The sequence below is a fragment of the Jeotgalibaca sp. A127 genome (assembly GCF_052266745.1).
GTDB lineage: Bacteria > Bacillota > Bacilli > Lactobacillales > Aerococcaceae > Jeotgalibaca.
On record NZ_JBQPRC010000002.1, the window covers coordinates 328,401 to 352,779 of the forward strand.

Genomic DNA, 24,379 nt, shown 5'->3' on the forward strand with positions numbered 1-24,379 from the left:
GAAATAATGGAAAAGCTAAATAAATTACTGACAGAAGCTTTTTATGCGAATGCATCAGATGTTCACTTGGTAGCAGGGAGTGTGCCAATTTTTCGGATTGATGGTAAACTCCTGCCGCAACCTGGATCGGTATTAACCTATCAAGATACAAAGATGTTTACAGAAACTTTGTTGGCGGAAGAAATGCTTTTAAAATTAGAAACAAAACGTGATATTGATTTTTCTTATGGAATTAATGGTGTGGCCCGATTTCGTGTGAATGTTTTTTACCAACGTAACTCACTCTCGCTAGCCTTTCGGGTTATATCAACCGAAATACCAGGGGTAGAAACACTGGGAATCCCGTCCATAACAAAAAAATTGATGGAACAATCACAAGGGCTCTTTTTGGTGACCGGTCCCACTGGAAGTGGAAAAACGACGTCATTGGCTGCTTTGATTAACTACATGAATCAAACGCAAAATCGTCATATCATTACATTGGAAGACCCAATCGAATATTTGCATGCCCATAACAAATCGCTAATCGTTCAAAGAGAGATCGGGTTTGATGCAACTTCTTTTCAACAGGGGTTACGGGCGAGCTTGCGTCAGAATCCAGATGTCATCCTGGTGGGTGAGTTGCGGGATTTGGAAACAATAGCTACCGCAATAACCGCGGCAGAAACGGGTCATTTAGTTTTAGGGACGTTGCATACCGCGGATACTACAAACAGTATCGAACGCATGATTGATGTATTCCCAGGAAATCAACGTAATCAGGTCAGGTTGATGCTGGCGAATGTTTTGATTGCGATTATGTCGCAACATTTGTTGCCGACGAAAGAAGGACGAGGGCGTGTTGTTGCGACGGAGTTGTTGATCAATAATCCGGCAATCAAAAATTTAATCCGCAATGAAAAAATGCATCAAATACCAAATGTCTTACAAACCTCAAGCGACCAAGGCATGCACACGATGGCGATGAGTATGAACCAATTGCTTAAAGAAGGAAAAATTTCACGCAATCAGATGTAATGATAAGGAGGTGAACAAGTGGCAGTTTTTGCTTACAGGGCCAAAACCAGTGATGGCAAGTTGATGAAAGGAAAAATCGAAAGTACCAATAAAAAAGAAGCACTTCAAGAATTACAGCAAATGAGTTTGGTGGTTTATCGAGTCGAGCCGCTAAATGTGGCATTGAATAAAGATATCAATTTGAGAAAGACACTTAAACAAAAGGATTTTATTATTTTCTTACGGCAATTTGCAACGTTGTTGAATGCAGGTATTTTGTTGGTCGATGCCGTTGAACTACTTGCAGAGCAAACAAGCGACACCCTTCTTAAGGAAGCTTTAGAAAATTTGGCAGCGGAGATAAGAGAGGGTGAAGCACTGTCTTCTGCGATGGCAAACCAGTCCCCAATTTTTCCGGAATTATTAGTCCACATGATTCATTCAGCAGAAGCCAGTGGGCGCCTAGAAGAAGTGCTGGACCAAATGGCAACCTATTATGAGAAGCAATACCGTATCAAGAAGAAAGTTGAAACAGCAATGACATATCCACTGGTAGTTGGTGTTTTGGCCTTGGTTATCACTATTTTTCTATTGGTCTTTATCGTACCTGTCTTTAGCGATATGTTTGCTTCGATGGGCGAAGAATTGCCGGCAATCACAAAGGGAGTTTTGAGTCTCAGCAATTTTTTCAAGGATTATTGGTGGTTTATTTTAATAATGATGGGGATAGCTGGTGTTGTACTTAAACAGCTGGCTCAAAATGAAAAATATACCTACCTGTGGGATACATTTATCTTGAAAATGCCGGTCGTTGGAATGTTTATGCAAAAAACTTTGTTGGCCCGTATGACCCAAACATTGAGCTCCTTGTTAAATAGTTCGGTTCCGATTTTGGACGCCATCAAGATTACGAGTCAAGTAGTGGGGAATCGCGTAGTCGGCGATGTATTGATGGAAGCGAGAAGAGATGTTGAACAAGGGGAATCTCTGGCGAAAGCCATGGTGGGACACTGGTTTTTTCCAGCATTGATTGTTCAAATGATTCAGGTCGGTGAATCGAGTGGCGAATTGGATACCATGCTCAAGAAGGTTTCCGATATTTATGATCAAGAATTACAAGAAGCCTCCGATAAATTACAATCATTGATTGAGCCAATCATGATTATCGTTTTATCGGTTATTGTCGGCTTCATCGTGATGGCCATTGTGGTACCGATGTTCAGTATGTTCCAGACATTCTAAATGAGATGATAATTTTTTAATATATATATTGCAGAAGTGATTATAAAAATATATAATTGAAAAGGTAAACATTTGTGTTTATAAATTGTTTGCTTATTAAAGATTAGTTATTGATATTTAAGTAAAAATAGGTGGAGGGAAAGAAAATGAGAAATAAAATCAAACAATTGTTAAACAAAGAAGACGGATTTACATTAGTAGAATTGCTAGCGGTATTGGCTATTTTAGCGGTAATAGTTGGTATTTCGATTCCTTTGATTGGGAATGTAATTGGGAACTCTAAGGCAGACGCAAGTGCTGTCCAAACAGAATTAGTTATGGATGCAGCACAACTATATTTTATTGAAAATGATACAGCTACTAGTGTGTCTATCCAAACTTTAAAAGATAAAAATTATATTGAAGAAGATGTCACTTATGGGGGCACAGATCCTATAAGTAAAGAAATTGCTTTGGGTGATAGAAATAAAGATACCAAATAGAATAAATATAGAAAGACTCCCCCGCGGAGTCTTTCTTACTTTAGAGGAGCAAAACCATGCAGATTCTAATAGCCATATTATTTTTCATTTACGGCCTCATATTCGGTTCCTTCTTCAACGTAGTAGGCCTACGTGTGCCTAATGGGACCTTATTCACCCAACAGCGCTCCTATTGTGACACTTGCCAGCGTACATTATCATGGAAAGAGTTAATCCCTGTTTGGTCGTTTGCTATCCAAAAAGGAAAATGCCGGACCTGCAGTGAAACGATCTCTCCGTTGTATCCCATCATGGAATTTACGACCGGTTTATTATTTGCTTTTACGTATTTGCAGTTCGGTTGGAACCCGAAAACTATTTTAGGGCTTCTATTAATTAGTTTAGTGATTCCCGTTACTGTAGCGGATATAGCCTATCGTCGCATTCCCAATAAAATTCTGATCTTTTTCGTGCCATTATTTGTTGTATACCAACTTATATTTTCACCCATAACTATCCAGAGTGCACTATTAGGTGCGGGAACAGCATTCTTTCTATTATTATTCATCCTGATTCTGTCTAAAGGGGGAATGGGTGCTGGAGACTTGAAGTACTTGACTTTGTTGGGGTTTGTTTTTGGATTAAAAGGGTTTCTGCTTCTGTTCTTCCTTTCAACCGTTTATGGAACCATTGGTGGTCTCGTAACAATGAAAGTAAAAAAGGGTAATAAGAAATTGATGATTCCCTTTGGTCCGTATATTGGGCTGGCAACTCTAACGGCACTCTATTACGGAAAAACCATGATAACCTGGTACCTGGCGTTAATCGGATTTTGATAGAAATGAAGAGGTGGAAGATGTTATTTCAAAAAAAAGTTTTCTTGTATTTTGAATTTCTTGAATCGCGTATTCGCTATCTTGCGTTGGACGCACAATCAAAAAAAATTATCGAAAAAAATGAATTACAGTTCGAGACAGAAATCATACATGAAGGAAGAATTATTAATCCTTCACTCATCCAGAACCGTCTCCAAGCATTGATAACGGAGAAAAAATGGAAAAATGCCAAGACCTCTATTTTATTGCCGGATGCGTTGATTACGATTCGTGAAGAAGTCATCCCTGGTCAACTAACTGGGTCCGAGGTGAAGGAATATCTTACTTTACACATCGGTCAGTCGATTCGCTCACCTTTTAAGAATACGAGCTTTCATCATGAGGTGACTTCGCAAATTGAAAATGAACAAACGGTTTTATTATTGCTGTACCCAACCGATACGATAAAAGACTTTGAGAATATATTAACCGAAGCATCCTTAAAACCCGACGTTGCGGATATTTCTTCATTATGCCTTTATCGCATGATGCAACAGAACGGTGTCATCCAGTTGGGAGAAGAGGAACACACATTAGTATTGCAATGGAGTCCCACCCATACTTCCATGATGGTATTCAACAAACATTTACCACAGTTTGCAAGGCATTCACGAAATCCAGCAGTGTCTGAGTTATGGAGTCTTTCACCTGAAGGAAAATGGGCCTGGAAAGGGGACCAGGACACGTTGCAAATGAGTATCAAAGAAAATCTGGATACGATTGAGCGATTTTTGGAGTTTTATCGCTATTCCGTCTTAGATGGAACAACAGGCATTACCCAAATCGTTCTTGCAGGGAATTTTCCTCATTTCGAAGAACTGAAAAAAAACATGGAGAATCGCTTCTTCTTGCCGATTCTCACCATCAGCCGACCTGAGGAAATTGCGTCCAAGTACTTACCGCTTTACGGCTTGTCATTAAAAAATAAACCAGGCAAAAAAATGAAGAGGGGAGATGTAACCAGTGTTTGAAGTCAATTTTTTTGAAAAAAAACAAAAAAACTACCTTCCTCATTTACTCACACTACTCTCCTTCTTGCTGCTTTTAGGCATTGGTATTTACTTATTTATGACGCGTGCTTTTCTGCTGAATACCGATGACAGAAATAGTAATTGGCTAGCGGATGAAGCGAATCGGATAACCATTTCAAGGCAAATGAAGCACTATCAGCAAACGGCAGCGCAACTTAATGAAGATAAAGTACTATTCGAAGAAAGACAATATCCGATGGCGACTGCTGCAGAGGCAATCATTTCTATTATTCCAGGCGGTTCGGCAACTATCATAACCTTCAGTTTGGATGAAACCAACCAAGTGACGCTGGTTTTGAACGATTTATCTGTGAAGGAAATAGATGAAACGATTTTGAAATATCGTCAACAAGCTTACGTTACGAATGTTCAATTAATACGTGTGGAAAACCAAGCCGAGGAAGCTGGTTCTTTGGCTGAAATATGGCTAACGCTTGATGAAGATGCTTTGCGAGGGGAGGTCCAGCCATGAAATTAGAATGGAACCGAACCGCTTTTTCGATTTTGTTTATCATGGTCGCGATGGTATTGGGTGGCCTCGTTTATGGCACAGTTTACCTTATCGATCCTGTCAAGGAACGAACCGCTATCACGGCAAATCTGGTCGAAGAACAAAAAACGTTGCTGGAATCCTATCCGCCTGATGAAACTTTTTTGGAAGAAATCGAAACGGAATATGAAGCCACACAAGCTTTCTTGCCAGAAGGTGAGAAAGTCAATAAAGACGTGGTTGATTTGGAAAAGGCAGCTGCTCAAAATTCCGTGACCATCAATAGTTTCTCTCGTAGTTTGGAACCACAAGCCATTGAAGGCATGGATGAAGCTTACCGTGAAAGTGTTTATCAAGTAACCATGACAAGCGATACACCAGATAATATGGTGGCATTATTGGAAACTTTGTCAGGAATGGAACGCGTATGGAACATTCAGACATTTAGCTTTGAAAAAAATAGTGAAGGTCGCTACACAGGCTCGTTTAACGTAATTTTTTATAGTCATGGAAAAACAGAATAGCGGAAAAAGAGATCGGAGTAATCCGGTCTCTTTTTGCTGACTATTGAGACTTATCTGATGTATAATAGATTTATATACATTAGAATAATTACAAAATAAGAACTGTTATTTGTAAGGAGATTCAGGACTATGAAGAAAATTGCCATCGTTGGTGTAGGAGTTACCGGCATCAGTGTATTAAAAGCAATGGCGGAGTATGATGATTACCAATATTTTGAAATTGTATTATTTAATGAGTCGAAAACATTCGGGACCGGTATTCCTTATCAAGATGATTCGGAATTATTATTGATCAACCAAACTGCGGATACTATGAGTCTGGAAGAAGATGACAAGTATGATTTCGTGAGTTGGGTCAGAGCGCATAAAGATGCATCTGCCGGGAATAAAGATTTTATTCCGCGGAAATGGTACGGAGAATACTTGCAGACAAAATTGGACCAAGCCGTGCAGATATTGAAACCAAAAGTAGTTAAAAAAAATGTAACAGCAATTCGTGTTTTAGCGGATAGGACGTACCAGGTAGAGACGGCAACAACCAAAACCGTTTTTGATAAAGTACATCTCTGTATGGGACAATTGCCTTATCAAGACCCATACCAATTAAAAAATCATCCGCATTTCATTCTTCATCCCTATCCGGTTGAAGAGAAACTGGCTGGTTTTCCCGAAGGCAGTCGCATCGGAATCATTGGAACAGGTTTAACTTCCATAGACTTAATGCGTTTTTTAAGGAATCAGGGCAAAAATTATAAACTTGGTTTTTTTGCGCGGAACGCGCATTTTTCCCTGTATCGTGGTTTGGAACTGGATGCGGATTTGAAATATTTGACGCTCGAAAATTTGGAGCGCGAAAAGAAATTACATGGTGGCTTTGTTCCTTTTAAAAAAATGGTGGAATGGTTTTATTTGGAATGTGAAGACAAGGAAATCAACTTCAACGATTTGAATTATCGCTTTGGCAAAGGCAGTAAGGAACAGTTGAACGAACAGTTGCGGGAAGAGACGGATTTGGGCATCTTGCAAGGGATTATACACAAAATGGATTTCTATTTGGCTGATTTTATGGCTGCATTAACCGAAGCGGATCGGGATTTGTTTTATTCGCACTATGAGCCTTTGTTCCGTCATTTTCGGACCCCGATGCCAAAAGAATCACTGGAAAAATTGATGAGAGCCTGGAATGCCGGCGAAATCAAGGTCTGGGATAAGATGAAGGCAGTAGATGCTTTGGAAAATGGGTTTGTAGTCCAACTGCAGAGTGAGAACGTTGCGGTCGATTACTTGGTAAATGCGACCGGTCAAAATCAAAACTTAAAGATTAGTCAGATGAATTCCGATTTATTGGGACAATTAATGAATGAACGCATCCTTCAGCCGGAAGCATTCGGTGGGGTACAAGTGTTGTGGCCAAGTGCTGAAGCTGTGAGTCAACGTTATGGTGTGCTGGAAGATTTTTATGTTCACGGTCAACTGGTAATTGGATTACAGTATGGAAACAACGCACATCTTCTGATGAAACAGGCACATAAGGTCGTTAAATTCGATTTGTCTAAGTAAGAAAAATGCACGTCCCGCTTTATTCCGGGAGGTGCATTTTTAAGTTTATTTCGAAAGGTTCGCCATATGGCTTGAATGTAGCTTGCTCTCCTTCGGGATGGCCGGCACTATAAAGCTGTAAGGTTATTTTTTCAGCCTCATATAGTTCTTGTGCACTTAATTCGGAATCGGATTCCAGGAATTGGTGTGTAAGGAACCATCCCTCTGGTGAGTGCGTCGTGTCATAGGGTTGGAATAGTACATGACGCCCATTCTCATCAGTTCCCTTAATTTCAATCAGTTGAAATGTATCATCGGGATTGTCGTAACTAAATTCCAATAATGTAATAATGGGATGGGTGATAAGCCGTTCGATTGTGATTGTACCTTCTTTATATTCAATTGGAATGTTAATCGGGTATTCTTTCACGTACTGAATCAATTGCGTTACTGATGTTTGAATCGTGAAGAAGGCTGTTTCTTTGATCGGGCTTTCTTTGCTATTCTCAGAGTAGTCGTTATACAAGATGTCCTGTGCTTCTATACCGATTGTTAGCTCCTGCTCTGGGTTCAGAGGTTTACTCAAATTTATATCTATAATGGAACTATAAATATTATTTTCTTTATCAAAAATGCTGCCTTTTCCGATGCTGTGAGTTGAAATTTGCTCGCCATCAAGTGTCACAACAACATTACCGAATCCCAAAAAGGCCAGTTCATCAGCGGTGCCTTCCATATTTACTAGCAAATTGATTATCAGTCTGTCCTCTAAATAAATTAAATCCTCGACTTTGACATCGGTATTTCCGATTTTATCTATTTGTTGAACGGATACGACTGCATCATTAGTTGCATCATTACCACCAAGTGCTTCGGAGAGGGAATAGCGAATTTCTCCTAAAAAGGTTTGGATGGCAGCTTGTACCGGAGGAAAGGCTGCTAGAGCGAAAAAAAACATGATCATTACCAGTACAAGGTGCAGTGGTTGTTTACGCTTGTTTGGTTTGATTCGGGATGTAACGTTTCTAAAGTATTTTTCTTTTTCAAAAAAAGAGACCTCAAAATCTTCGTATTCGCTGGCATCGACTCTGATTTCGTTGAGGAGATAATAGATTTCTTTTTCATTTTTCATTCTGTTTCGCTCCTTCCTTTTGAAAGAAATGGCGTAATTTGTTTTTTGCACGGGAAACGCGATTATAAAGGGCGCCTCGTGATAATCCATGTTTTGCTGCAATTTCCTCGCTGGGTGTATTAGACTCGGCGAGTTCTTGGAAAATTGCACGATCTTTTGCCGAGAGGGGTGCCAGTAATTCATCTAATTGAATTTCCCATAGTTCTTTTTCGAAAGGTTTATCCGTTGTGGATACTGGTGATTGGTTTTCTATCGGCATTGTGGTTAATTCATGTTGGTACTTTTTTAAACAATTAATCGCGCGGTAACGTGCAATAGCGCAAATCCAATTTTTAAAACTCGCTTTATTTTTATCATACTGGTCAATGTTTTCCCAGATGGCAAACAAGACATCGTTTAAACAGTCTTCTTGATAGTGGGGTAATGCGTAAAGATGTCTGATAATCACGCTTTTTAATAGACCGGCGTACTGATCAATAAGCTCAGTAAGACCCTCTTCATCTTTTATGTATAATTTGAATATCAAGTCATCATCTGTCATGTAAACTCCCTCCTCGCTCTTCACTATTATATACAATTAAAAATAGAGAAATCTGTCAAAATAAAAAATTAATCTGTAAATGTATAATCTAGTCAACTAAAAAAACGGAGATGAAAGCATGACTAATAAAAAAACTGTTTTCTCATGGTTCTCATCAGAGCTTAAAAATCCCGAATCAGTATTTATACTGATGGAGCGATACAAAGTGAATGCAGTATTTCAACACATAACACCAACAGATACACCGTTGGCTATTGAAAAATTTTAAAGAGGGCCTCCCACTCTAAGAAAGAGGTTTATTTATTGGCAGGGGAGCCTGAATGGGCGTTAGATCCGACCGTACTTGTATCCATTGTCCATAAAGCTGGACAGTTTGATGGGATTGTTGTTGATGTGGAACCGTATCTATTGGAAGAATTTAAAATGAATCCCAAAAAGGTGATGTCGATATTTGTGGCATCCATGCGTAAGGTTTATCAAGTTGCGAAAACAAAACGGTTGGCATTCATTTTATGCGTGCCGTATTTCTATGACACACTGGGATTTGAGCAAGAACTTGAAGAATTAATAAAGGATTGCTGCGATGGTCTTATGGTAATGAACTATTATCGTGGCAAAGAACTTGAACATATTCAAACAGAGGCCCATTTATGCCGAAAATATGGAAAGACCTTGTCTACAGTTTATGAATTACAACCACCCGGAAGGTATGATTTGAAGGATGAAAATACGTATTATAATGTGGGAATAGAAGCTGCATATGATAACTTTAAAAAATTAAAACAAGTTATCCCGCAAATAGGAGTATCCTTCCATGAATTTCGCTATTTTAAAGAATTAAGTCAAAAAACGACTCACCTTGATTAAAAAGGGGAGTCGTTTTCGATTCATTACGCAAATGTATTAAAAATAGAGTCAACTTTTGCGTACTAAAGTGCATCAGGACGCAAAGGTTGGTTAAATTTTCCAGACTTTTGCTTCATAAATAAGATAGCAACGCAAAGGTTTAAAGAATCTGGTCGACCTTTGCGTTTATTTGAAAACAACTTGGTTACGTCCGGCATTCTTTGCTTGATAAAGGCGATTATCCGCTAGCTCGAAGACACCGGTGAAGTCGTCTGCTTCAAAACGGGACGCAATACCGATACTGAGTGTTGGCTTTGAAGGAAGGTCGAATGTTAGGTCGTCTATTTCATCTTGAAGTCGCAAACTAACTGCGTGAGCCTGCTCTTTAGTTGTCTGGGGAAAGGCGATGATAAATTCATCTCCACCGAAACGGCCCGAGATGTCTGTTTCTCGTGCGCAACTTTTGATAATACCTCCGATTTGTTTCAGTACACTGTCTCCTGCTAAGTGTCCATATGAATCATTAATATTTTTGAAATAATCAATATCTATAACCATCAGGCTATAGTTTTCACCGTTTTTCTCCATAATGTGTAACTGACGTTCGAGCTCTTTACGAGAATAGAGGTTGGTTAGGCGATCATACTGGGCTTGTTGTTTCCAATAGCGCGTTTTTTGAATGCTCTCTTGCCGGTCAAACGCGTCAACCGTGACATCGAAAACATTACCGGATAAAAACAGCGGATGGCCTTCAGCATCGCGCTTCGTTACCAGACCTCTATCGTAAAAAACTTTCCAGGAACCGTCTTTAGCTTTAATCCGATACTTCACTTCCCAAACGGGCGCTTCACCTTTTAAATGAGCAGTCATCAAATCCATCACATGGTCATAATCTTCGGGATGAAGCTTTTCCGTGAAAAATTCAAAACCAATCTCATCAGGTAATTCATCACGGCTATAACCAATCGCTTCGCTTTTGAGTGGGTTAAAAGTTACCACGTTTTCTGATACATCCCAAAACCAACGACCTAGATTACCCAGCCAAGGAAACTGAGTAAAGTCATCATGAAAAATTTGTTCAAGCAACTCCTTGTTCAATCTTTTTAAATAGGCATTTTCTTTTAATATGTCTTTATGCTGGTTATTCATAGGGTCCTCCAAATGACTGTTTTTAAACCAATTATAGCGTATTCAACAAGAATTTCCGATATATTCAAGGTAAAGCATGTAATATAAATGCTATACAATTTACGTGAACGTGATAAACTAGGGGGTACAAAGAGGAGTTTGGGGGAGTCACAATTGAATATAGAAGAAAAACCAGAATTTACCGTATTTTCACTTAATTCAAATCGACCTTTAGCAGAAAAGGTTGCGAAAAGTCTCAATATTGAATTGGGTAAAGCGTCAATCGTTGAGCATAGCGATGGAGAAACAAAGATTACGATTCAAGAGAGTGTTCGTGGGAAACACGTCTTTTTGATTCAATCAACCACTGGTAGAGTGAATGAGAATATTATGGAAACACTCATCATGATGGATGCTTTGAAGCGTGCAAGTGCTCTGACGATTAATATTGTTTTGCCGTACTATGCATACGCCCGACAAGACCGCAAAGCCCAACCCCGTGAACCCATTACCGCAAAATTGGTAGCTGATTTATTGCAGACGGCTGGTGCGGACCGAGTAATTGCCTTGGATTTACATGCACCACAGATACAGGGATTCTTCGACATTCCTGTTGATCACTTATCAGCGACGTCATTGTTAGCTGAGGGATTTTTGGAACGTGGAATTGGTGGAGAAGGGACCGTTGTGGTTGCACCAAATCACAGTGGCGTGAGCCGGGGCCGTAAACTGGCAGAAGTTTTGAAAGTTCCCCTTGCAATTGTGGACAAGCGAACGAAAGCGACAAAAATACCTGAGAGACTTAATGTTATTGGGGACGTTGCAGGAAAAACATGTATTTTATTCGATGATTTAGTGGATACCGGAACGACGGTGGCAATTGCAGCCTTGGCCTTAAAGGAAAAAGGTGCTAAAGAAATCTATGTTGCCGCAACGCATGCTGTATTTTCTAAGGGAGCGACTGAACTTTTAGAGAGTTCGGTGATTGAAAAAATAATTGTGACTGATTCCATTTACCTGCCTGAAGAAAAGCAAATCGATAAAGTGATACAGGTAAGTGTGGCTGATTTGTTGGCGTATGCCATCAATTGCGTATACGAAGAAAAATCACTTCACCAAGATTCTGAATGATTAAAAAAAAAGCGCAAACTTTGAGTTTGCGCTTTTTCTTTAGATAAAAAGATTCATATTTGCATTTTCAGTGTCGCCCAGATAAGTAGCTACACCACCATATTCGACAAAATCGAATAATTCTTCTTTTTCAATTCCCATGATATCCATACTCATGGTACAAGCGATAAATTTAACGCCTAATTCATTTGCCTTTTCGATCATGTCCGGTAAAGCATCCACATTCTTTTGCTTCATGACCGTTTTAATCATTTTTGAGCCCATTCCGCCCATATTCATTGCTGAAATTGGCAGACTGTTAGCGTTGTTTGGCAACATGATATCGAACAGTTTCGCCAAGCCTGTTTTTTGGATTTTTTGTTTTTTCAAAATACTCAATCCCCAGAAGGTGAAGAAGATTGTCACTTTTTTGCCCATTGCTGCGGCGCCAGATGCAATGATCATGGAAGCGACAGCCTTGTCCAAATCCCCGCTGAATACAACCATCGTTGCCCCGTCTTTAGTCTCGGTTAAAATACCTTCTTGTGGCAAGACTGAACCCTCTTGACCTTTAGTCAAAGTCGCTACGACCTTATTTCCTTGGATTTCATTGGTTACCAGGGTATTACCGGTATTTTTTGTCCACGCTTCGATATCAGCGCTGAAGCCGAAGTCGCTTGCTTGAACAACCATTGTTTGACCGGGTTCCATTTTATCCATTTGTTCTTTAACTTTTAATATCGGACCTGGACACTGTAAGCCACATGCATCCACTTCAATCATTTGTAATTTCTTGGTATCCAATGTTTGCACAACCTCTTTTTTAGGTGCTTTATTGACTGTACGTTCCTTGACTGCGTATTTAGCGAATTTATAAGTCTTGTAGCCACCGTCGATATTTTTAACAGTAAAGCCATGGTGCATAAGCACGCGGGCTGCATTGTAACCACGCAATCCAACTTGGCAATAGATATAGATCGTTTGATCTTTTGGTAATTCTTCCAAACGGTTTCGCAACTGGTTTAATGGAATTTGAACGCCTTTAGGTAATGATCCGGTAGCAAGTTCAAAATCTTCACGGACATCGAGGAAAAAGGCGTCTTTATCCAACAAAGCATCGACTTCATGCCATTGTATGGTCTCGATTTTGTGGTTTTGCATATTATCAGCTGTATAACCAAGCATATTAACGGGATCTTTTGCACTTGAATAAGGGGGTGCATAAGCAAGTTCCAAACCAGCCAATTGCTCGGCTGTTGCACCTAGTTTCATCGCCGTCGCAATAACATCTATGCGTTTCTCGACACCTTCTGAACCAACGCCTTGCGCTCCCAGGATTTTGCCGTCTTTTCCAAATAGCAATTTCAAATGGATCGGACTTGCACCCGGGTAATAGCCAGCATGTGAATTAGGGTGGATATGAATGACATCAAAAGGAATACCTTTTGACTTCAAAAGACGTTCGCTGTTACCGGTTGAAGCAGCTGTTAATTCAAAAACTTTGGCAACGGACGTTCCTTGTGTGCCGGGATATTCTGCGGGAATCCCATTGATGATATCCGCAACCAAGCGACCTTGACGGTTTGCTGGCCAAGCTAAGGGAATATTGGTCGGACTTTGATCCACAAAGTCTTTGACCTCGATGACATCGCCAATAGCATAAATATCAGGGAAGTTGGTTTCAAGTTGTTCGTTTACTTTGATGGCACCTTTAAAACCAAGTTCAATACCAGATGCCTTGGCTAAACTATTTTCTGGGGTAACCCCAATGGATAGAACCGTCATGTCAGTCGTCAATTCTTTGCCACTTGTTAAAATCAATTTTGTCCCATTATCCTGGATTTCTTTTAATCCATCATTCAAGATGAGGTTAACCCCATGCATGTCAATTTGCGTGTGCAATTGTTGTGCCATTTCAAAATCGATATTCGGCATCACTTGTGGTGCCATTTCTACCAATTGAACTTGAATTCCCAATTCGCTCAAGTTCTCCATAACTTCCAAGCCAATGAATCCACCACCGATGATGGTCGCTGTTTGAATGTCATTCTTTTCCAAATAAAGCTTGATTTGATCCATATCTGGAATGTTACGTAAAGAGAAGACATTCTTGGCTTTTTCAAGACCTGGAATGGCAGGGGTGATCGGTTTAGCACCTGTTGAAATAATCAGCTTATCAAAAGATTCTGTGTATGTTTCAGTAGTTTGGTGATTATATACAGTCACCATTTTTTGGTTAGGATCAATAGCAGTGATTTCAGAAAAATTCCGGATATCAAGTGCATATTGTTGTTCCATTCCTTCAACGGTCTGAAGCAATAGGCTCTCTCTTTCCTTGATGGTACCACCGATATGGTACGGCAGACCGCAGTTGGCAAAAGAAATGTATTCGCCTTTCTCGAACAAAATGATTTCATCTTCCTCGTTGAGACGGCGTAATCTGGTAGCTGCTGTGGCCCCGCCTGCTACACCACCAATAATCAGTATTTTCTTGGACATATATAGTTATTCTCCTTTTCGCTGTTTAAAAACTCACAAATGGCTTTGCCAAATGGACTGTAAGGAGAGTATATAATATTTTTGTATACCCCGCAAGGTATTTCGATGGTTTTTACAACAGTTGAGCCGATTTCAGGATGCTTATTGTGAAAAAAAGTTTTATAAAAACTTATATTAAAGGTATCTCATTGTGAAAAATAAAATAAATACCCATAAAAGTATTTTTGGAGTTGAAAAAGTGCAGATGCTGCACTGTTGGCAGTATAATGGGGGAGAGAACAGAAACAGGTGCGAAGGTATTTATCATGGAAGGGGACATAGAAAATGCATTATTTTCGGGATGGTATGGGAATGACGTGGTTGTGGATCATTGGTTTTTTTCTGTTAGTACTTATTGGCTTACTGATTTATGCTTTGGTGCGGCAAATCCAAACCTCTAACCGGCCAGACCATTCTGACCGGGGGACACAAGAAGCGCTTGAAATACTGAGGAAGCGCTATGCACAAGGTGAAATATCAGAAGAAGAGTATCTCCGTCGCAAGAAGATTCTGGAGGATGATCACGGGAATATCTGAGGATTTTCGGGCTAAATGAGATAAGGATGATTTTCATGAGTAAAAAACGATTAATCACTATTCTCCTCCTTTCCGGTGCGTTGCTGCTTTCACTGGGATTACTCGTTGCCGTCATCTTCAAAATTGCCTTTCCTGGAGACAGCAACATATCGGAAGATAGGATGGGAAATATCGGGCAGAATAAAAGCTCTGAAGAGTTGATGGCTAATGGAGGCAATCGTTCACGATTGCGCCTCCCACCATTACTGGAGAGCGATTATGAAACAGCCGACACGATTTCCTACACGGTCACTGCCCAGGAAGGAGAAACGCCCTTCAGGGAGGGACCGCTCACACGGACATACGGCTACAACGGTTTCTATTTGGGCCCTGTCCTGCGCATACGCGAAGGGCAGAAGGTCCATATCAACTTAAACAACGAGTTGCGCGAGGAAACGACTTTCCATTGGCATGGCTTGAAGATTCCGTCCAATGTGGATGGAGGACCCCATAATCCGATCGAACCGGGTGGGAGTGCGGAAATAGATTTTACCGTGACGCAAGAAGCGGCCACACTCTGGTTTCATTCCCACGCCCATGAGAAATCCGCGGAACAGGTCTACAATGGATTGGCCGGTCTGCTGTTCATAGATGATGACCATGCCGCGGGGCTGAAGCTCCCCGCAGAATACGGAGTGAACGACTTCCCATTAATCATCCAGGACCGCTTCCTGGATAAAGAAAATCAATTCAATTACCAAGAAATTTTCAACATTAATGGCACGACGGGGGATACCGTGATGGTGAACGGTACGATTCAGCCCTATGTCGAGGTGGAAAATGAATGGATTCGTCTCCGTTTGGTCAATGGGTCTAATGCCCGGAACTATAACTTCCATCTCTCTGAAAATGCTTCTTTCTTCCAAATTGCCAGTGATGGCGGTTTTTTGAATGAAGCAGTGAAACTGGAGTCACTGTTTCTCTCGCCCGGGGAACGTGCCGAGATTCTTTTGGATATGCAGGTTTATCAAGAAGGAGAAAATCTTTTGTTGATGGACGGGAATGTTGAAATCCTTTCGCTGCGGATAAGAAGGGAACAAGAGGGACAAGTAACGACCTTGCCAAATGCGCTGAATGATTTGCCGGAGTTGGCAGATACTGGCCAGACTGATCAGTATGTAGAAATGTCCGGTATCGGACCCATGGTAACCTTAAACGGTCGGCAGTTTGACATGGAACGGATTGATTTTACTGTGCAACAGGGGCAGACCGAAATCTGGGAAGTAACGAACGTACCGATGATGATGGGCGGCATGCTTCACCCATTCCATATCCATGGCGTTCAGTTCCGCGTCCTGTCCCGTGATGGCAATCCTCCGCCTTTGAATGAGAGAGGCTGGAAAGATACCATCGCTGTCAGTCCTGGGGAAGTGGTCCGTATCGCGGTCACGTTCGAACAAACCGGTATCTTCATGATGCATTGTCACATCCTGGAACATGAAGACAACGGGATGATGGGACAAATCCTGGTCGAATAAAGCAAGCCAATTTGTGGAGAAAGAAACGACGTGTACCAAGCGCGTTTCTTTCTTTTTCCCGTTCTATTGATAAAATGATAAGATTGGGATAGTACACTCACAATTATTGGAAATGAGGGATGATGATGGTAAAAAGGTTGATTAGTGCGAACACATCGGAAATCATGGCGATGTCGACGGAAGAATTGAAACAAAGCATCTGGGCGAGTGATGGTCGGGTCATCGTGTCGGAAAATATTGTCACGCGTGAGACCTTCATCGGCGATGTCACCAATGCGGAAATCGCCAAAGCGTTCGGAGCTGACATGATATTATTGAACGGGCTGGATGTTTTGGAGCCCTTTGTTTTTGCTTTGGATCTGGAGGGTGGGACTGTCGTTGAAAAATTGCATCACCTTGTTGGCTGCCCGATTGGTGTGAATTTGGAGCCAATTGACTTGGATGCCGACATGACAGAAGAAGCCCTGAAAATTGAAACAGGACGTCAGGCCACTGCAGAAGCCTTCAAAAAAATCGAAACAGATGGTTATGATTTCGTTTGTTTGACCGGAAATCCGGCGACTGGTGTCAGCAACTCTCAGATTATTGCCGCCATTAAACTGGCGAAAGCCCATTTCTCGGGCATTGTGATTGCCGGGAAGATGCACAGTTCCGGTGTCAATGAACCAGTGGTGACGCTGGTGGATGTCCAAAAATTCCTGGCAGCAGGTGCGGACATCATTTTGGCACCCGCAGTAGGGACGGTTCCAGGGTTTGACGAGGCGGATATGAAAGCAATCGTCAAGGAAGTGCATAAACAAGGCGGGCTTGTCCTCAGCGCAATGGGAACGAGTCAAGAAAGCTCCGATGAGGCAACGGTGCGGGAAATTGCCATCCGCAACAAGATATGCGGGGTGGATATGCACCATATTGGTGATTCGGGTTATGGTGGTCTGGCACCGGTAGAAAATATTTTTGCCCTCAGCAAGGCGATTCGCGGGCAGCGGCATGCTGTGTCGCGCATGGCACGTTCAATCAACCGCTAAAAAGGTTATCATTTGAATTAGGCGGACAAAATCAACTACACTGATATTGTCATCTAAATTAGAAACACCAAATTAAAGGAGGAAAAAGTAATGGAAAGGAAATTATCCTTATTGGCATTGCTGACATCCGTTACCGTCCTGTCAGCTTGTTCAACCGAACAAACGAGCCAAGATTCAACCACGGTTTCCGAGAGTAGTATGGTGGAGACTGAAAGCAGTATGGCCAGTCATGATATGGTGCATGATGATTCGGGCGAACTTCCAGCAGGATTGGAAGAAGCGGCCGCTCCCACCTATGAGGTCGGAGACAAAGTTATCCTGTTGAATGATCACATGCCCGGGATGGAAGGGGCAACGGCCACAATCGTCGGATCGTTCGATACGATCGCCTATGAAGTTACATATGAACCGACCGATGGCAGTGAAAAAGTTGAGAACCACCGGTGGGTTGTCCAGGAAGAAATAACCGAAGCAAAAGACTCAGACGAAGCTTTGGAAGCCGGTTCAGAGGTCCAGTTGGAAGCACACCATATGGAAGGCATGGAAGGTGCGACCGCGACGATCGATGCGGTTGAGGAAACAACCGTCTATATGCTGGATTATGAGCCAACAGATGGTAGTGAAACCGTCAAAAACCACAAATGGTTTATTGAAAGTGAATTGGAATCACAAAATTAATCAAAAAGTTTCCCCGGTGTAACTTGGGGAAACTTTTTTTGTCCAGCCTTTGACGGCTCAGGGCTTGATTGCTATAGTTAATCTATCCAAGTAGGAAACCCGTCGCGCGGTTGGATTGATGCGTGATGAATTTAAGTGATAAGTGGAGTGTGTTATGAATAAAAAACTGGATGCTAAAATCCTGATGTATTTATTGGTCATATTTATTTTCTTGATGGTTTACAATTATTCAGAGACCATCATCAATTGGGTGCGGATGATGATTTCGGTGGTGGAACCCCTCATTTTTGGTGGGCTGATTGCCTATTTATTGAATATTATTGTTGTCCGATTGGAGCGCACGGTCTTGCGCAGGCTGCAGGCCAGAAGCACCTATTTGGCTCGGGCGCTCAGTGTTGTTTCCGCTATTTTCATCATAGGATTGGTTATTTATTTAATTATTAAGCTAATTGTGCCACAGGTTTCGACCATTATAACGGGGCTGATCCGAGGGTTGCCGTTGTTGGTGACCCAAATCCAAACTTTTATTGAAGATAGCAGCTTAGCCTCAGAAGTCTTCAACTATTTCGGCGAAAATTTGATTGCAGATTTCAATGATTACAGCCAACGCATCCTGAATTTCGCTACAAACAGTGTCAGCCAGTTTTTGACTTCGTTCGTACAAGTCATCGGTGGGGCGACAAGTGGCCTGTTTTCGTTAGTTATCGCATTTTCTTTCGCTTTGTATGTGTTGTTTGGTAAAGAGCGACTGCTCCATCAAGTCAGTACGTTGGGACAAGCATTCTTGTCTTCAACTACCTATCGGCGCATTGCGGTTTTGATGACGATTACCAATCAGACATTTTCAAGTTTCTTCGTTGGCCAGACGATTGAGGCAGTAATTTTGGGGAGCTTGTGCACCATAGGGATGTTGCTGTTGCGATTCCCGTTTGCTTTAACGATTGGAACCTTTATCGGTTTCACTGCGTTGATTCCCCTGTTTGGGGCGTTGATTGGTGCAGCAGTAGGATTTCTATTGATTGCTTCCCAAAGCATTACCCAAGCATTGCTGTTCATCATATTTATCATCGTTTTGCAGCAGTTGGAAACGAACTTGATTTACCCACGGGTGGTGGGGACAAGTATAGGTATTCCAGGAATATGGGTATTGGTTGCCATCACGATCGGTGGCGGTTTAGGAGGGATCGCCGGGATGCTCCTGGGAGTACCGACTTTCGCGACCGTCTATCAAGTAGTCGGGATTTTGACACACAAGAGACTACAAATGAAAGCAATGGCAGCGGGGGAATAACCCTCGAGCTCTTGCTTTTTTTCATGGAAAGGGGATGCCGTCATGGTACATGAAAAAGTGAAAGTCTATTATATCTCGGATCCGATTTGTTCGCATTGCTGGGGGCTAGAACCACAATTGAATAGACTTTTCGCTCAGTATGGGGACTATATGGATTTACACGTGTTGATGGGAGGCATTTTGCCTTCTTGGGAAACGTTCCCGGGGGATGAACGGAATGGTATTTATGAGGCAAAAGATACGATTGAACATTGGCGTGAGTATGCGGAAACAAGCGGGATGCCGATTGATGGATCTCTCATGCAGGATGACCCGGTCGCCTCCTCCTTTCCGGCAAGCCAAGTCTTTAAAAAACTTCAGGAAAAAGATACAAAAAAAGCGAACCTTTTTTTACGTTCGGTCCGTGAAGCTATCTTCGTCCAGAACCAAAATATTTCCGATGCTTTTGTTCTGTCAAAATTGGTCGATCCGGAAGTCGTTTCCCAAGCTTTGACCAAGGACTATGAAGCGAAAGTGTGGGCGGATCGCGAAAAGATGAAAAGTTTGGGAGCATTCGTAACACCAGCACTCATTTTCATCAATAAAGATGGTAAGAAAGTACGCAAGGTTGGAAACTTCAGCGTCCGTGAATATGAGAAGGCATTGAAGCGTGCGCTGCGTGTAACAGAACTGAAACCAAAACCGGTTCCTTCGTTGCGAGATTGGTTAAAGGAACAGCCTATTATTTTTGCCAAGGAAATTGCAGTAATGTATGATTTGCCACTGGCTTTTGTGCAGAGGTTTGTTGCCAGGGAGTTAGGGACCGACGCTTACACATTGCATCTTTTTCGTGGAACTTTTTACATTAAAGAGAATTGATTGGCAGAAATCACATAAACAAAAGTCGGTCAATTAGTTGACTAGACGGACACGCTATTGATAAAATTAACTTATGCAAGGGAAGGAGGATTGTTTGTTTGTCGTGTTTTGAAATCGGTTTCACTTTTTTTATAAAATAGATTGGAGGAAACAAAAGTGAAGACTTATTTTCAGCGTTTAGGTAGATCCCTCATGTTGCCAGTTGCGGTATTGCCAGCAGCGGCTATTTTGATGGGAATCGGGTACTGGATTGACCCTAGCGGTTGGGGTGGCGAAAGTGTCGTTGCGGCATTTTTAATTAAATCCGGTGGAGCACTTATTGATAATATGGGGATTTTATTTGCTGTCGGGGTTGCTTTGGGTATGGCCAAAGACCGTGATGGCGCAGCCGCAATCAGTGGGTTGGTGGCATGGCAGATTGTTACGACGCTTTTGTCGCCAGCATCCGTTTCGATGTTACAAAGTATCGCGATAGAAGATGTGGATCCGTCATTCGGTAGAATCCAAACCCAATTTATCGGGATACTTTGTGGATTGATAGCTGGAGCTTTATATAATAGATTCCACAAGGTAACGTTACCGCAAGCATTGGCGTTTTTCAGTGGAAAACGTCTGGTACCAATTGTAACGTCATTCGTTATGATGGCAGTATCCCTTGTATTGATGTTTGTATGGCCACCTGTATATAATGCACTTGTGACCTTTGGTACTTCAATCTCCGGATTGGGAGCACTGGGGGCTGGGTTGTATGGATTCTTCAACCGTTTGTTGATTCCAACAGGATTGCATCACGCTTTGAACTCGGTATTCTGGTTTGATGTTGCTGGTATTAATGATATTGGTAACTTCTGGGCTGGTACAGGGGAACTTGGGGTAACAGGTATGTATCAAGCTGGGTTCTTCCCGGTTATGATGTTCGGTTTGCCAGCTGGAGCGTTGGCAATGTATCACACAGCTAAAGAAGATAAGAAGAAATACACAGCATCCTTGATGATAGCTGCTTCCTTCGCTTCATTCTTTACAGGGGTTACGGAACCACTTGAGTTTGCATTCATGTTCGTGGCACCGGCATTGTATCTGGCACATGCTGTTTTGACAGGTATATCCTTGTTCATCGCTGCAACATTCCAATGGACAGCAGGTTTTGGTTTCTCAGCAGGTTTGGTTGACTACATTCTATCTTTCAACCTACCACTGGCGAATAAACCGTTTATGTTATTGCTACAAGGTTTGGTATTTGCAGCACTTTACTACTTCTTGTTCCGTTTCATGATCACGAAATTCAATTTGCTGACACCAGGTCGTGGCGATGAGGTATTGGAAGGCGAATCATTCGCTGACGATTCTACAGTCGCAACGGGAACAGCAGCACCAGTTTCCTCTAAAGAAGCACGATTCCATCAACAAGCCGAAACTATTTTGGCAGGTTTGGGTGGTCCTGAAAACGTTCGTTCAATCGATAACTGTGCAACACGTCTGCGTCTTGAAATTGAAGACATGGATAAAATCAATGAAGCTAAAATCAAATCAGCTGGTGTACCAGGTTTGAACAAAGTTGGCGAACATAACCTACAAGTTATTGTCGGAACTGAAGTCCAATTTGTAGCCGATGAAATGATTAAGATTAAGTCTGAAAGATAATGAATAGACGAAAAGAACCGATTGAAGTCTTTATAGACTTTAACCGGTTCTTTTTTTTAGTGTGGACGACGATTAGCAATTTTATAAAAAGCTAATCGTCGTTTTTTGTCCTAGGTGCGGCGTTCAGCATAAAAAATTATGGGAACGCCGCTTTTTTGCGCGAAATGCGGCGATTAGAAAAAATAGGGACCACGAACGCCGCATTTTCACCTCAAATGCGGCGTTTAGCGATTGGAAAAATTTTAATCGCCGCACTACAGGCACAAAATGCGGCGTTTAAAAATTTGTTCAGTCTCAACGCCGAACCTGAATCAAAAGGGCTTGCGTCACAAATTTTTACACTAACTCCTCTTCCTGCAAAAAGGCAGTCATATATTTTTGGAAATTTTTAGAAACCCATCCAATGATTTTTCCAATCGATACGGAAGCAATAATGGTTCCGAGTCCAATCGAACCTAAAGAACCCAGGTAGGCTAAACAAATAATGGTCGCAACAATAACGTTTGAAATATCACCTGTTATTTTAGCTTTACCAAAGGGCATCTTGTATTCACGACTGATTACTTTTGTCAGTTCATCGTAGGGCATCAACGTGAACTGTGCATTTGAATAGCCAAACAATCCAAACGCAACAGTGAACAAGCTCAGAATCAAGTAAAACCATTGCAAGATTACGGTCGATGGGACAGGGAACAGGTTCGTAGCTATGAACATTGCTGTATCTACAAAGAAACCGAATAGAAAGGCAATAACAAGCTGTACGAAAATATTTTTTAAATCCAGACGTTTTATGATAATGATTTGAATAGCGATGAAAAGTACATGAGCAAAAATAGTAGTTGCTCCCACTGACAAGCCACTAACGAGTGAAAAAGCGTAAGAAAGCGAAGAAACCGGGGATACACCTAGATTTGCATAAATAGATAAACTAACGCCCATCGCCAGCATAAAGAGACCAACGATATATAATGTAACCCGTTTCAAAAGTAATTGACTCAAATTTATTCCTCCTTAGAAAGTCCTTACATCATATATTAGCACGATTTTTTGGATAAAAACTGCATCAAAATGACTTTAAAAGCTAGTATTTAGAACAAATAGTTAAAGTCCAGCCTATTGATTGCTTTTATAAATGATTTATGAAGTAGTTTTTATGGAAGTCAGAATCCATGAGCTATTCCCGTGTCAATGTTATAATGGAAGCAACATCTGACTTTTGGAGGCGAGATAATGGAAACAATTACATTAAGAGGCGACGTAGAAATGCCGATTATTGGAACAGGCACGAATACTTATGGGAAAGAAAACAACAAATACGATGGCGCCATCACTGGCGAAACTACAGAATTAGATAGCGCAATTGCGGCAGGGTACCGTCATATTGATACTGCTATTTCTTACCGCAACGAAACGGTAGTAGGAGATGCTGTAGCAAAAAGTGGTATTGATCGTGATGAATTTTTCTTGACCTCAAAAATTCCTGGTAAACCGGAATATGTGGGGACCGATGAAGCTGTTCATAACTCCGTCAAGCATAGTCTAAATGCCTTGAGAACGGACCATATTGACCTTTATCTTATCCATCATCCTTGGGAAGACCTGGATGAAATGGTTTATGTTTGGAAAATACTGGAAAACTATGTGGATGAAGGCGTATTGCGAGCGATTGGTGTCTCAAACTTTGATGAAACGCAACTGCAATATATTCTTGATCATGCGCGCATCAAACCCGCAGTTAATCAAATTCAATCACACCCAGGCAAATGGAATCATGGTATAATAGAGTTCTGTCAAGATAAGGGAGTTGTTCCGGTCGCATGGGGACCACTTTCCCGTGTTAAAGATGAAGCCCGCCATAAATTGGGCGAAATCGCTAAAAAATACGGAAAAACATGGGCGCAAGTCACGTTGCGTTACCAGATTGAGCGGGGCGTAGTCGTGATACCTAAATCCCACAATGCCGGACGCCAACAAAAGAATCTTGATATTTTTGATTTTTCTTTGACGGAAGAAGAAAAAGCTGTCATTAGTCAATTATAGAAGGGATTTAACGAGATGGATTTTTTAAAAGTTGGAAATGGTTATGTGCTGAATGACGAAAATGGTACGCAAGTCGCGGAAATTACTTATTCACCAGCCAACGATAAATTCGTTATCGCGGATCATACCTTGGTGGCGGAGCACTTGGAAGGGCAAGGAATTGCAGGGAAACTCTTAGATCATCTTGTGATGGAGATGGAAAAAGAAGGTAAAAAAATTCTGCCCTTGTGTCCGTATGTCGTACGTAAATTCGAGCAACAACCGGATAAATATGACCACATTAATTATCATAAACAAAAATAAGTTTTGTACTAACTTGGAAACTTTCCGCTCCTTTGG

The 24,379-nt window shown here is 41.5% G+C and carries 25 protein-coding genes; 20 read left to right on the forward strand and 5 right to left on the reverse strand.

Annotated elements, in window-relative coordinates; translation table 11 throughout:
* Positions 1 to 6: 6 nt before the first annotated feature.
* The 8 genes from ACTVAI_RS03845 (at position 7) to ACTVAI_RS03880 (ending at position 7,179) form a co-directional block, all read left to right on the forward strand.
* Entirely contained in the window at positions 7 to 1,017 is a 1,011-nt protein-coding gene (locus ACTVAI_RS03845; protein ID WP_443485919.1) for a type IV pilus twitching motility protein PilT, read from the forward strand.
* Positions 1,018 to 1,035: 18 nt separating this feature from the next.
* Positions 1,036 to 2,238 carry a type II secretion system F family protein gene (locus ACTVAI_RS03850; RefSeq protein ID WP_443485920.1) on the forward strand — a complete coding sequence of 401 codons (1,203 nt, stop codon included), beginning with the start codon at positions 1,036 to 1,038 and terminating at the stop codon, positions 2,236 to 2,238.
* A gap of 146 nt (positions 2,239 to 2,384) precedes the next feature.
* Positions 2,385 to 2,720, forward strand: coding sequence for a competence type IV pilus major pilin ComGC (locus ACTVAI_RS03855; RefSeq protein ID WP_443485921.1), 336 nt, complete (start codon positions 2,385 to 2,387; stop codon positions 2,718 to 2,720).
* A 56-nt stretch (positions 2,721 to 2,776) separates the two neighbouring features.
* Positions 2,777 to 3,535 (forward strand): prepilin peptidase, encoded by a 759-nt coding sequence (locus ACTVAI_RS03860; RefSeq protein ID WP_443485922.1) that lies wholly within the window; start codon positions 2,777 to 2,779, stop codon positions 3,533 to 3,535.
* 20 nt (positions 3,536 to 3,555) lie between these two features.
* The gene (pilM, locus tag ACTVAI_RS03865; protein WP_443485923.1) at positions 3,556 to 4,545 is read left to right on the forward strand and encodes a type IV pilus biogenesis protein PilM; all 990 of its coding nucleotides are present in this window, start codon (positions 3,556 to 3,558) and stop codon (positions 4,543 to 4,545) included.
* Complete coding sequence (locus ACTVAI_RS03870; protein WP_443485924.1) at positions 4,538 to 5,077, forward strand: hypothetical protein; 540 nt, start codon at positions 4,538 to 4,540, stop codon at positions 5,075 to 5,077. Before pilM ends, ACTVAI_RS03870 begins: the two co-directional genes overlap by 8 nt.
* Positions 5,074 to 5,619, forward strand: coding sequence for a hypothetical protein (locus ACTVAI_RS03875; protein WP_443485925.1), 546 nt, complete (start codon positions 5,074 to 5,076; stop codon positions 5,617 to 5,619). Before ACTVAI_RS03870 ends, ACTVAI_RS03875 begins: the two co-directional genes overlap by 4 nt.
* 129 nt (positions 5,620 to 5,748) lie before the next feature.
* Complete coding sequence (locus ACTVAI_RS03880) at positions 5,749 to 7,179, forward strand: FAD/NAD(P)-binding protein (RefSeq protein WP_443485926.1); 1,431 nt, start codon at positions 5,749 to 5,751, stop codon at positions 7,177 to 7,179.
* Between the two features lie 19 nt (positions 7,180 to 7,198).
* Here the strand turns inward: ACTVAI_RS03880 and ACTVAI_RS03885 are convergent, their stop codons facing one another.
* A complete protein-coding gene (locus ACTVAI_RS03885) occupies positions 7,199 to 8,290 on the reverse strand; it encodes a hypothetical protein (RefSeq protein ID WP_443485927.1) in 1,092 nt (363 codons plus the stop codon).
* Positions 8,280 to 8,831: a sigma-70 family RNA polymerase sigma factor gene (locus ACTVAI_RS03890; protein WP_443485928.1), complete on the reverse strand. Its 552-nt coding sequence runs from the start codon at positions 8,829 to 8,831 to the stop codon at positions 8,280 to 8,282. Before ACTVAI_RS03890 ends, ACTVAI_RS03885 begins: the two co-directional genes overlap by 11 nt.
* A gap of 118 nt (positions 8,832 to 8,949) precedes the next feature.
* Between ACTVAI_RS03890 and ACTVAI_RS03895 the strand changes: the two genes are divergently transcribed.
* Together ACTVAI_RS03895 and ACTVAI_RS03900 are read left to right on the forward strand one after the other, a co-directional pair.
* Entirely contained in the window at positions 8,950 to 9,099 is a 150-nt protein-coding gene (locus ACTVAI_RS03895; protein WP_443485929.1) for a hypothetical protein, read from the forward strand.
* A gap of 35 nt (positions 9,100 to 9,134) precedes the next feature.
* Positions 9,135 to 9,698 carry a hypothetical protein gene (locus tag ACTVAI_RS03900; RefSeq protein WP_443485930.1) on the forward strand — a complete coding sequence of 188 codons (564 nt, stop codon included), beginning with the start codon at positions 9,135 to 9,137 and terminating at the stop codon, positions 9,696 to 9,698.
* A 165-nt stretch (positions 9,699 to 9,863) separates the two neighbouring features.
* On the opposite strand, the gene ACTVAI_RS03905 is transcribed toward ACTVAI_RS03900, so the two are convergent.
* On the reverse strand, positions 9,864 to 10,826 hold the full coding sequence (locus tag ACTVAI_RS03905) for a sensor domain-containing diguanylate cyclase (RefSeq protein WP_443485931.1): 963 nt from the start codon (positions 10,824 to 10,826) through the stop codon (positions 9,864 to 9,866).
* A gap of 153 nt (positions 10,827 to 10,979) precedes the next feature.
* Here ACTVAI_RS03905 and ACTVAI_RS03910 point away from each other — a divergent pair, with 153 nt between their 5' ends.
* Positions 10,980 to 11,936 (forward strand): ribose-phosphate diphosphokinase, encoded by a 957-nt coding sequence (locus ACTVAI_RS03910; protein ID WP_443485932.1) that lies wholly within the window; start codon positions 10,980 to 10,982, stop codon positions 11,934 to 11,936.
* A gap of 39 nt (positions 11,937 to 11,975) precedes the next feature.
* Here ACTVAI_RS03910 and ACTVAI_RS03915 read toward each other — a convergent pair whose 3' ends face one another.
* On the reverse strand, positions 11,976 to 14,414 hold the full coding sequence (locus ACTVAI_RS03915; RefSeq protein ID WP_443472345.1) for an FAD-dependent oxidoreductase: 2,439 nt from the start codon (positions 14,412 to 14,414) through the stop codon (positions 11,976 to 11,978).
* Between the two features lie 324 nt (positions 14,415 to 14,738).
* On the opposite strand from ACTVAI_RS03915, the gene ACTVAI_RS03920 reads away from it, so the two are divergent.
* The 7 genes from ACTVAI_RS03920 (at position 14,739) to nagE (ending at position 22,000) form a co-directional block, all read left to right on the forward strand.
* A complete protein-coding gene (locus ACTVAI_RS03920) occupies positions 14,739 to 14,990 on the forward strand; it encodes an SHOCT domain-containing protein (RefSeq protein WP_443472344.1) in 252 nt (83 codons plus the stop codon).
* Positions 14,991 to 15,025: 35 nt separating this feature from the next.
* Positions 15,026 to 16,507: a multicopper oxidase family protein gene (locus ACTVAI_RS03925; RefSeq protein ID WP_443472343.1), complete on the forward strand. Its 1,482-nt coding sequence runs from the start codon at positions 15,026 to 15,028 to the stop codon at positions 16,505 to 16,507.
* Positions 16,508 to 16,632: 125 nt separating this feature from the next.
* Positions 16,633 to 17,532 (forward strand): DUF7916 family protein, encoded by a 900-nt coding sequence (locus tag ACTVAI_RS03930; protein WP_443472342.1) that lies wholly within the window; start codon positions 16,633 to 16,635, stop codon positions 17,530 to 17,532.
* Between the two features lie 90 nt (positions 17,533 to 17,622).
* Positions 17,623 to 18,210: a YdhK family protein gene (locus tag ACTVAI_RS03935; protein WP_443485933.1), complete on the forward strand. Its 588-nt coding sequence runs from the start codon at positions 17,623 to 17,625 to the stop codon at positions 18,208 to 18,210.
* A gap of 154 nt (positions 18,211 to 18,364) precedes the next feature.
* Entirely contained in the window at positions 18,365 to 19,501 is a 1,137-nt protein-coding gene (locus ACTVAI_RS03940; RefSeq protein ID WP_443485934.1) for an AI-2E family transporter, read from the forward strand.
* 42 nt (positions 19,502 to 19,543) lie between these two features.
* Positions 19,544 to 20,359, forward strand: coding sequence for a DsbA family protein (locus tag ACTVAI_RS03945; protein ID WP_443485935.1), 816 nt, complete (start codon positions 19,544 to 19,546; stop codon positions 20,357 to 20,359).
* Between the two features lie 156 nt (positions 20,360 to 20,515).
* Positions 20,516 to 22,000, forward strand: coding sequence for an N-acetylglucosamine-specific PTS transporter subunit IIBC (gene nagE, locus ACTVAI_RS03950; protein WP_443472338.1), 1,485 nt, complete (start codon positions 20,516 to 20,518; stop codon positions 21,998 to 22,000).
* A gap of 336 nt (positions 22,001 to 22,336) precedes the next feature.
* Here the strand turns inward: nagE and ACTVAI_RS03955 are convergent, their stop codons facing one another.
* Positions 22,337 to 22,999 (reverse strand): YczE/YyaS/YitT family protein, encoded by a 663-nt coding sequence (locus tag ACTVAI_RS03955; RefSeq protein ID WP_443472337.1) that lies wholly within the window; start codon positions 22,997 to 22,999, stop codon positions 22,337 to 22,339.
* A 231-nt stretch (positions 23,000 to 23,230) separates the two neighbouring features.
* Here ACTVAI_RS03955 and ACTVAI_RS03960 point away from each other — a divergent pair, with 231 nt between their 5' ends.
* Together ACTVAI_RS03960 and ACTVAI_RS03965 are read left to right on the forward strand one after the other, a co-directional pair.
* The gene (locus ACTVAI_RS03960) at positions 23,231 to 24,040 is read left to right on the forward strand and encodes an aldo/keto reductase family protein (protein WP_443472336.1); all 810 of its coding nucleotides are present in this window, start codon (positions 23,231 to 23,233) and stop codon (positions 24,038 to 24,040) included.
* Between the two features lie 15 nt (positions 24,041 to 24,055).
* Complete coding sequence (locus ACTVAI_RS03965; protein WP_443472335.1) at positions 24,056 to 24,343, forward strand: GNAT family N-acetyltransferase; 288 nt, start codon at positions 24,056 to 24,058, stop codon at positions 24,341 to 24,343.
* Positions 24,344 to 24,379: the final 36 nt, after the last annotated feature.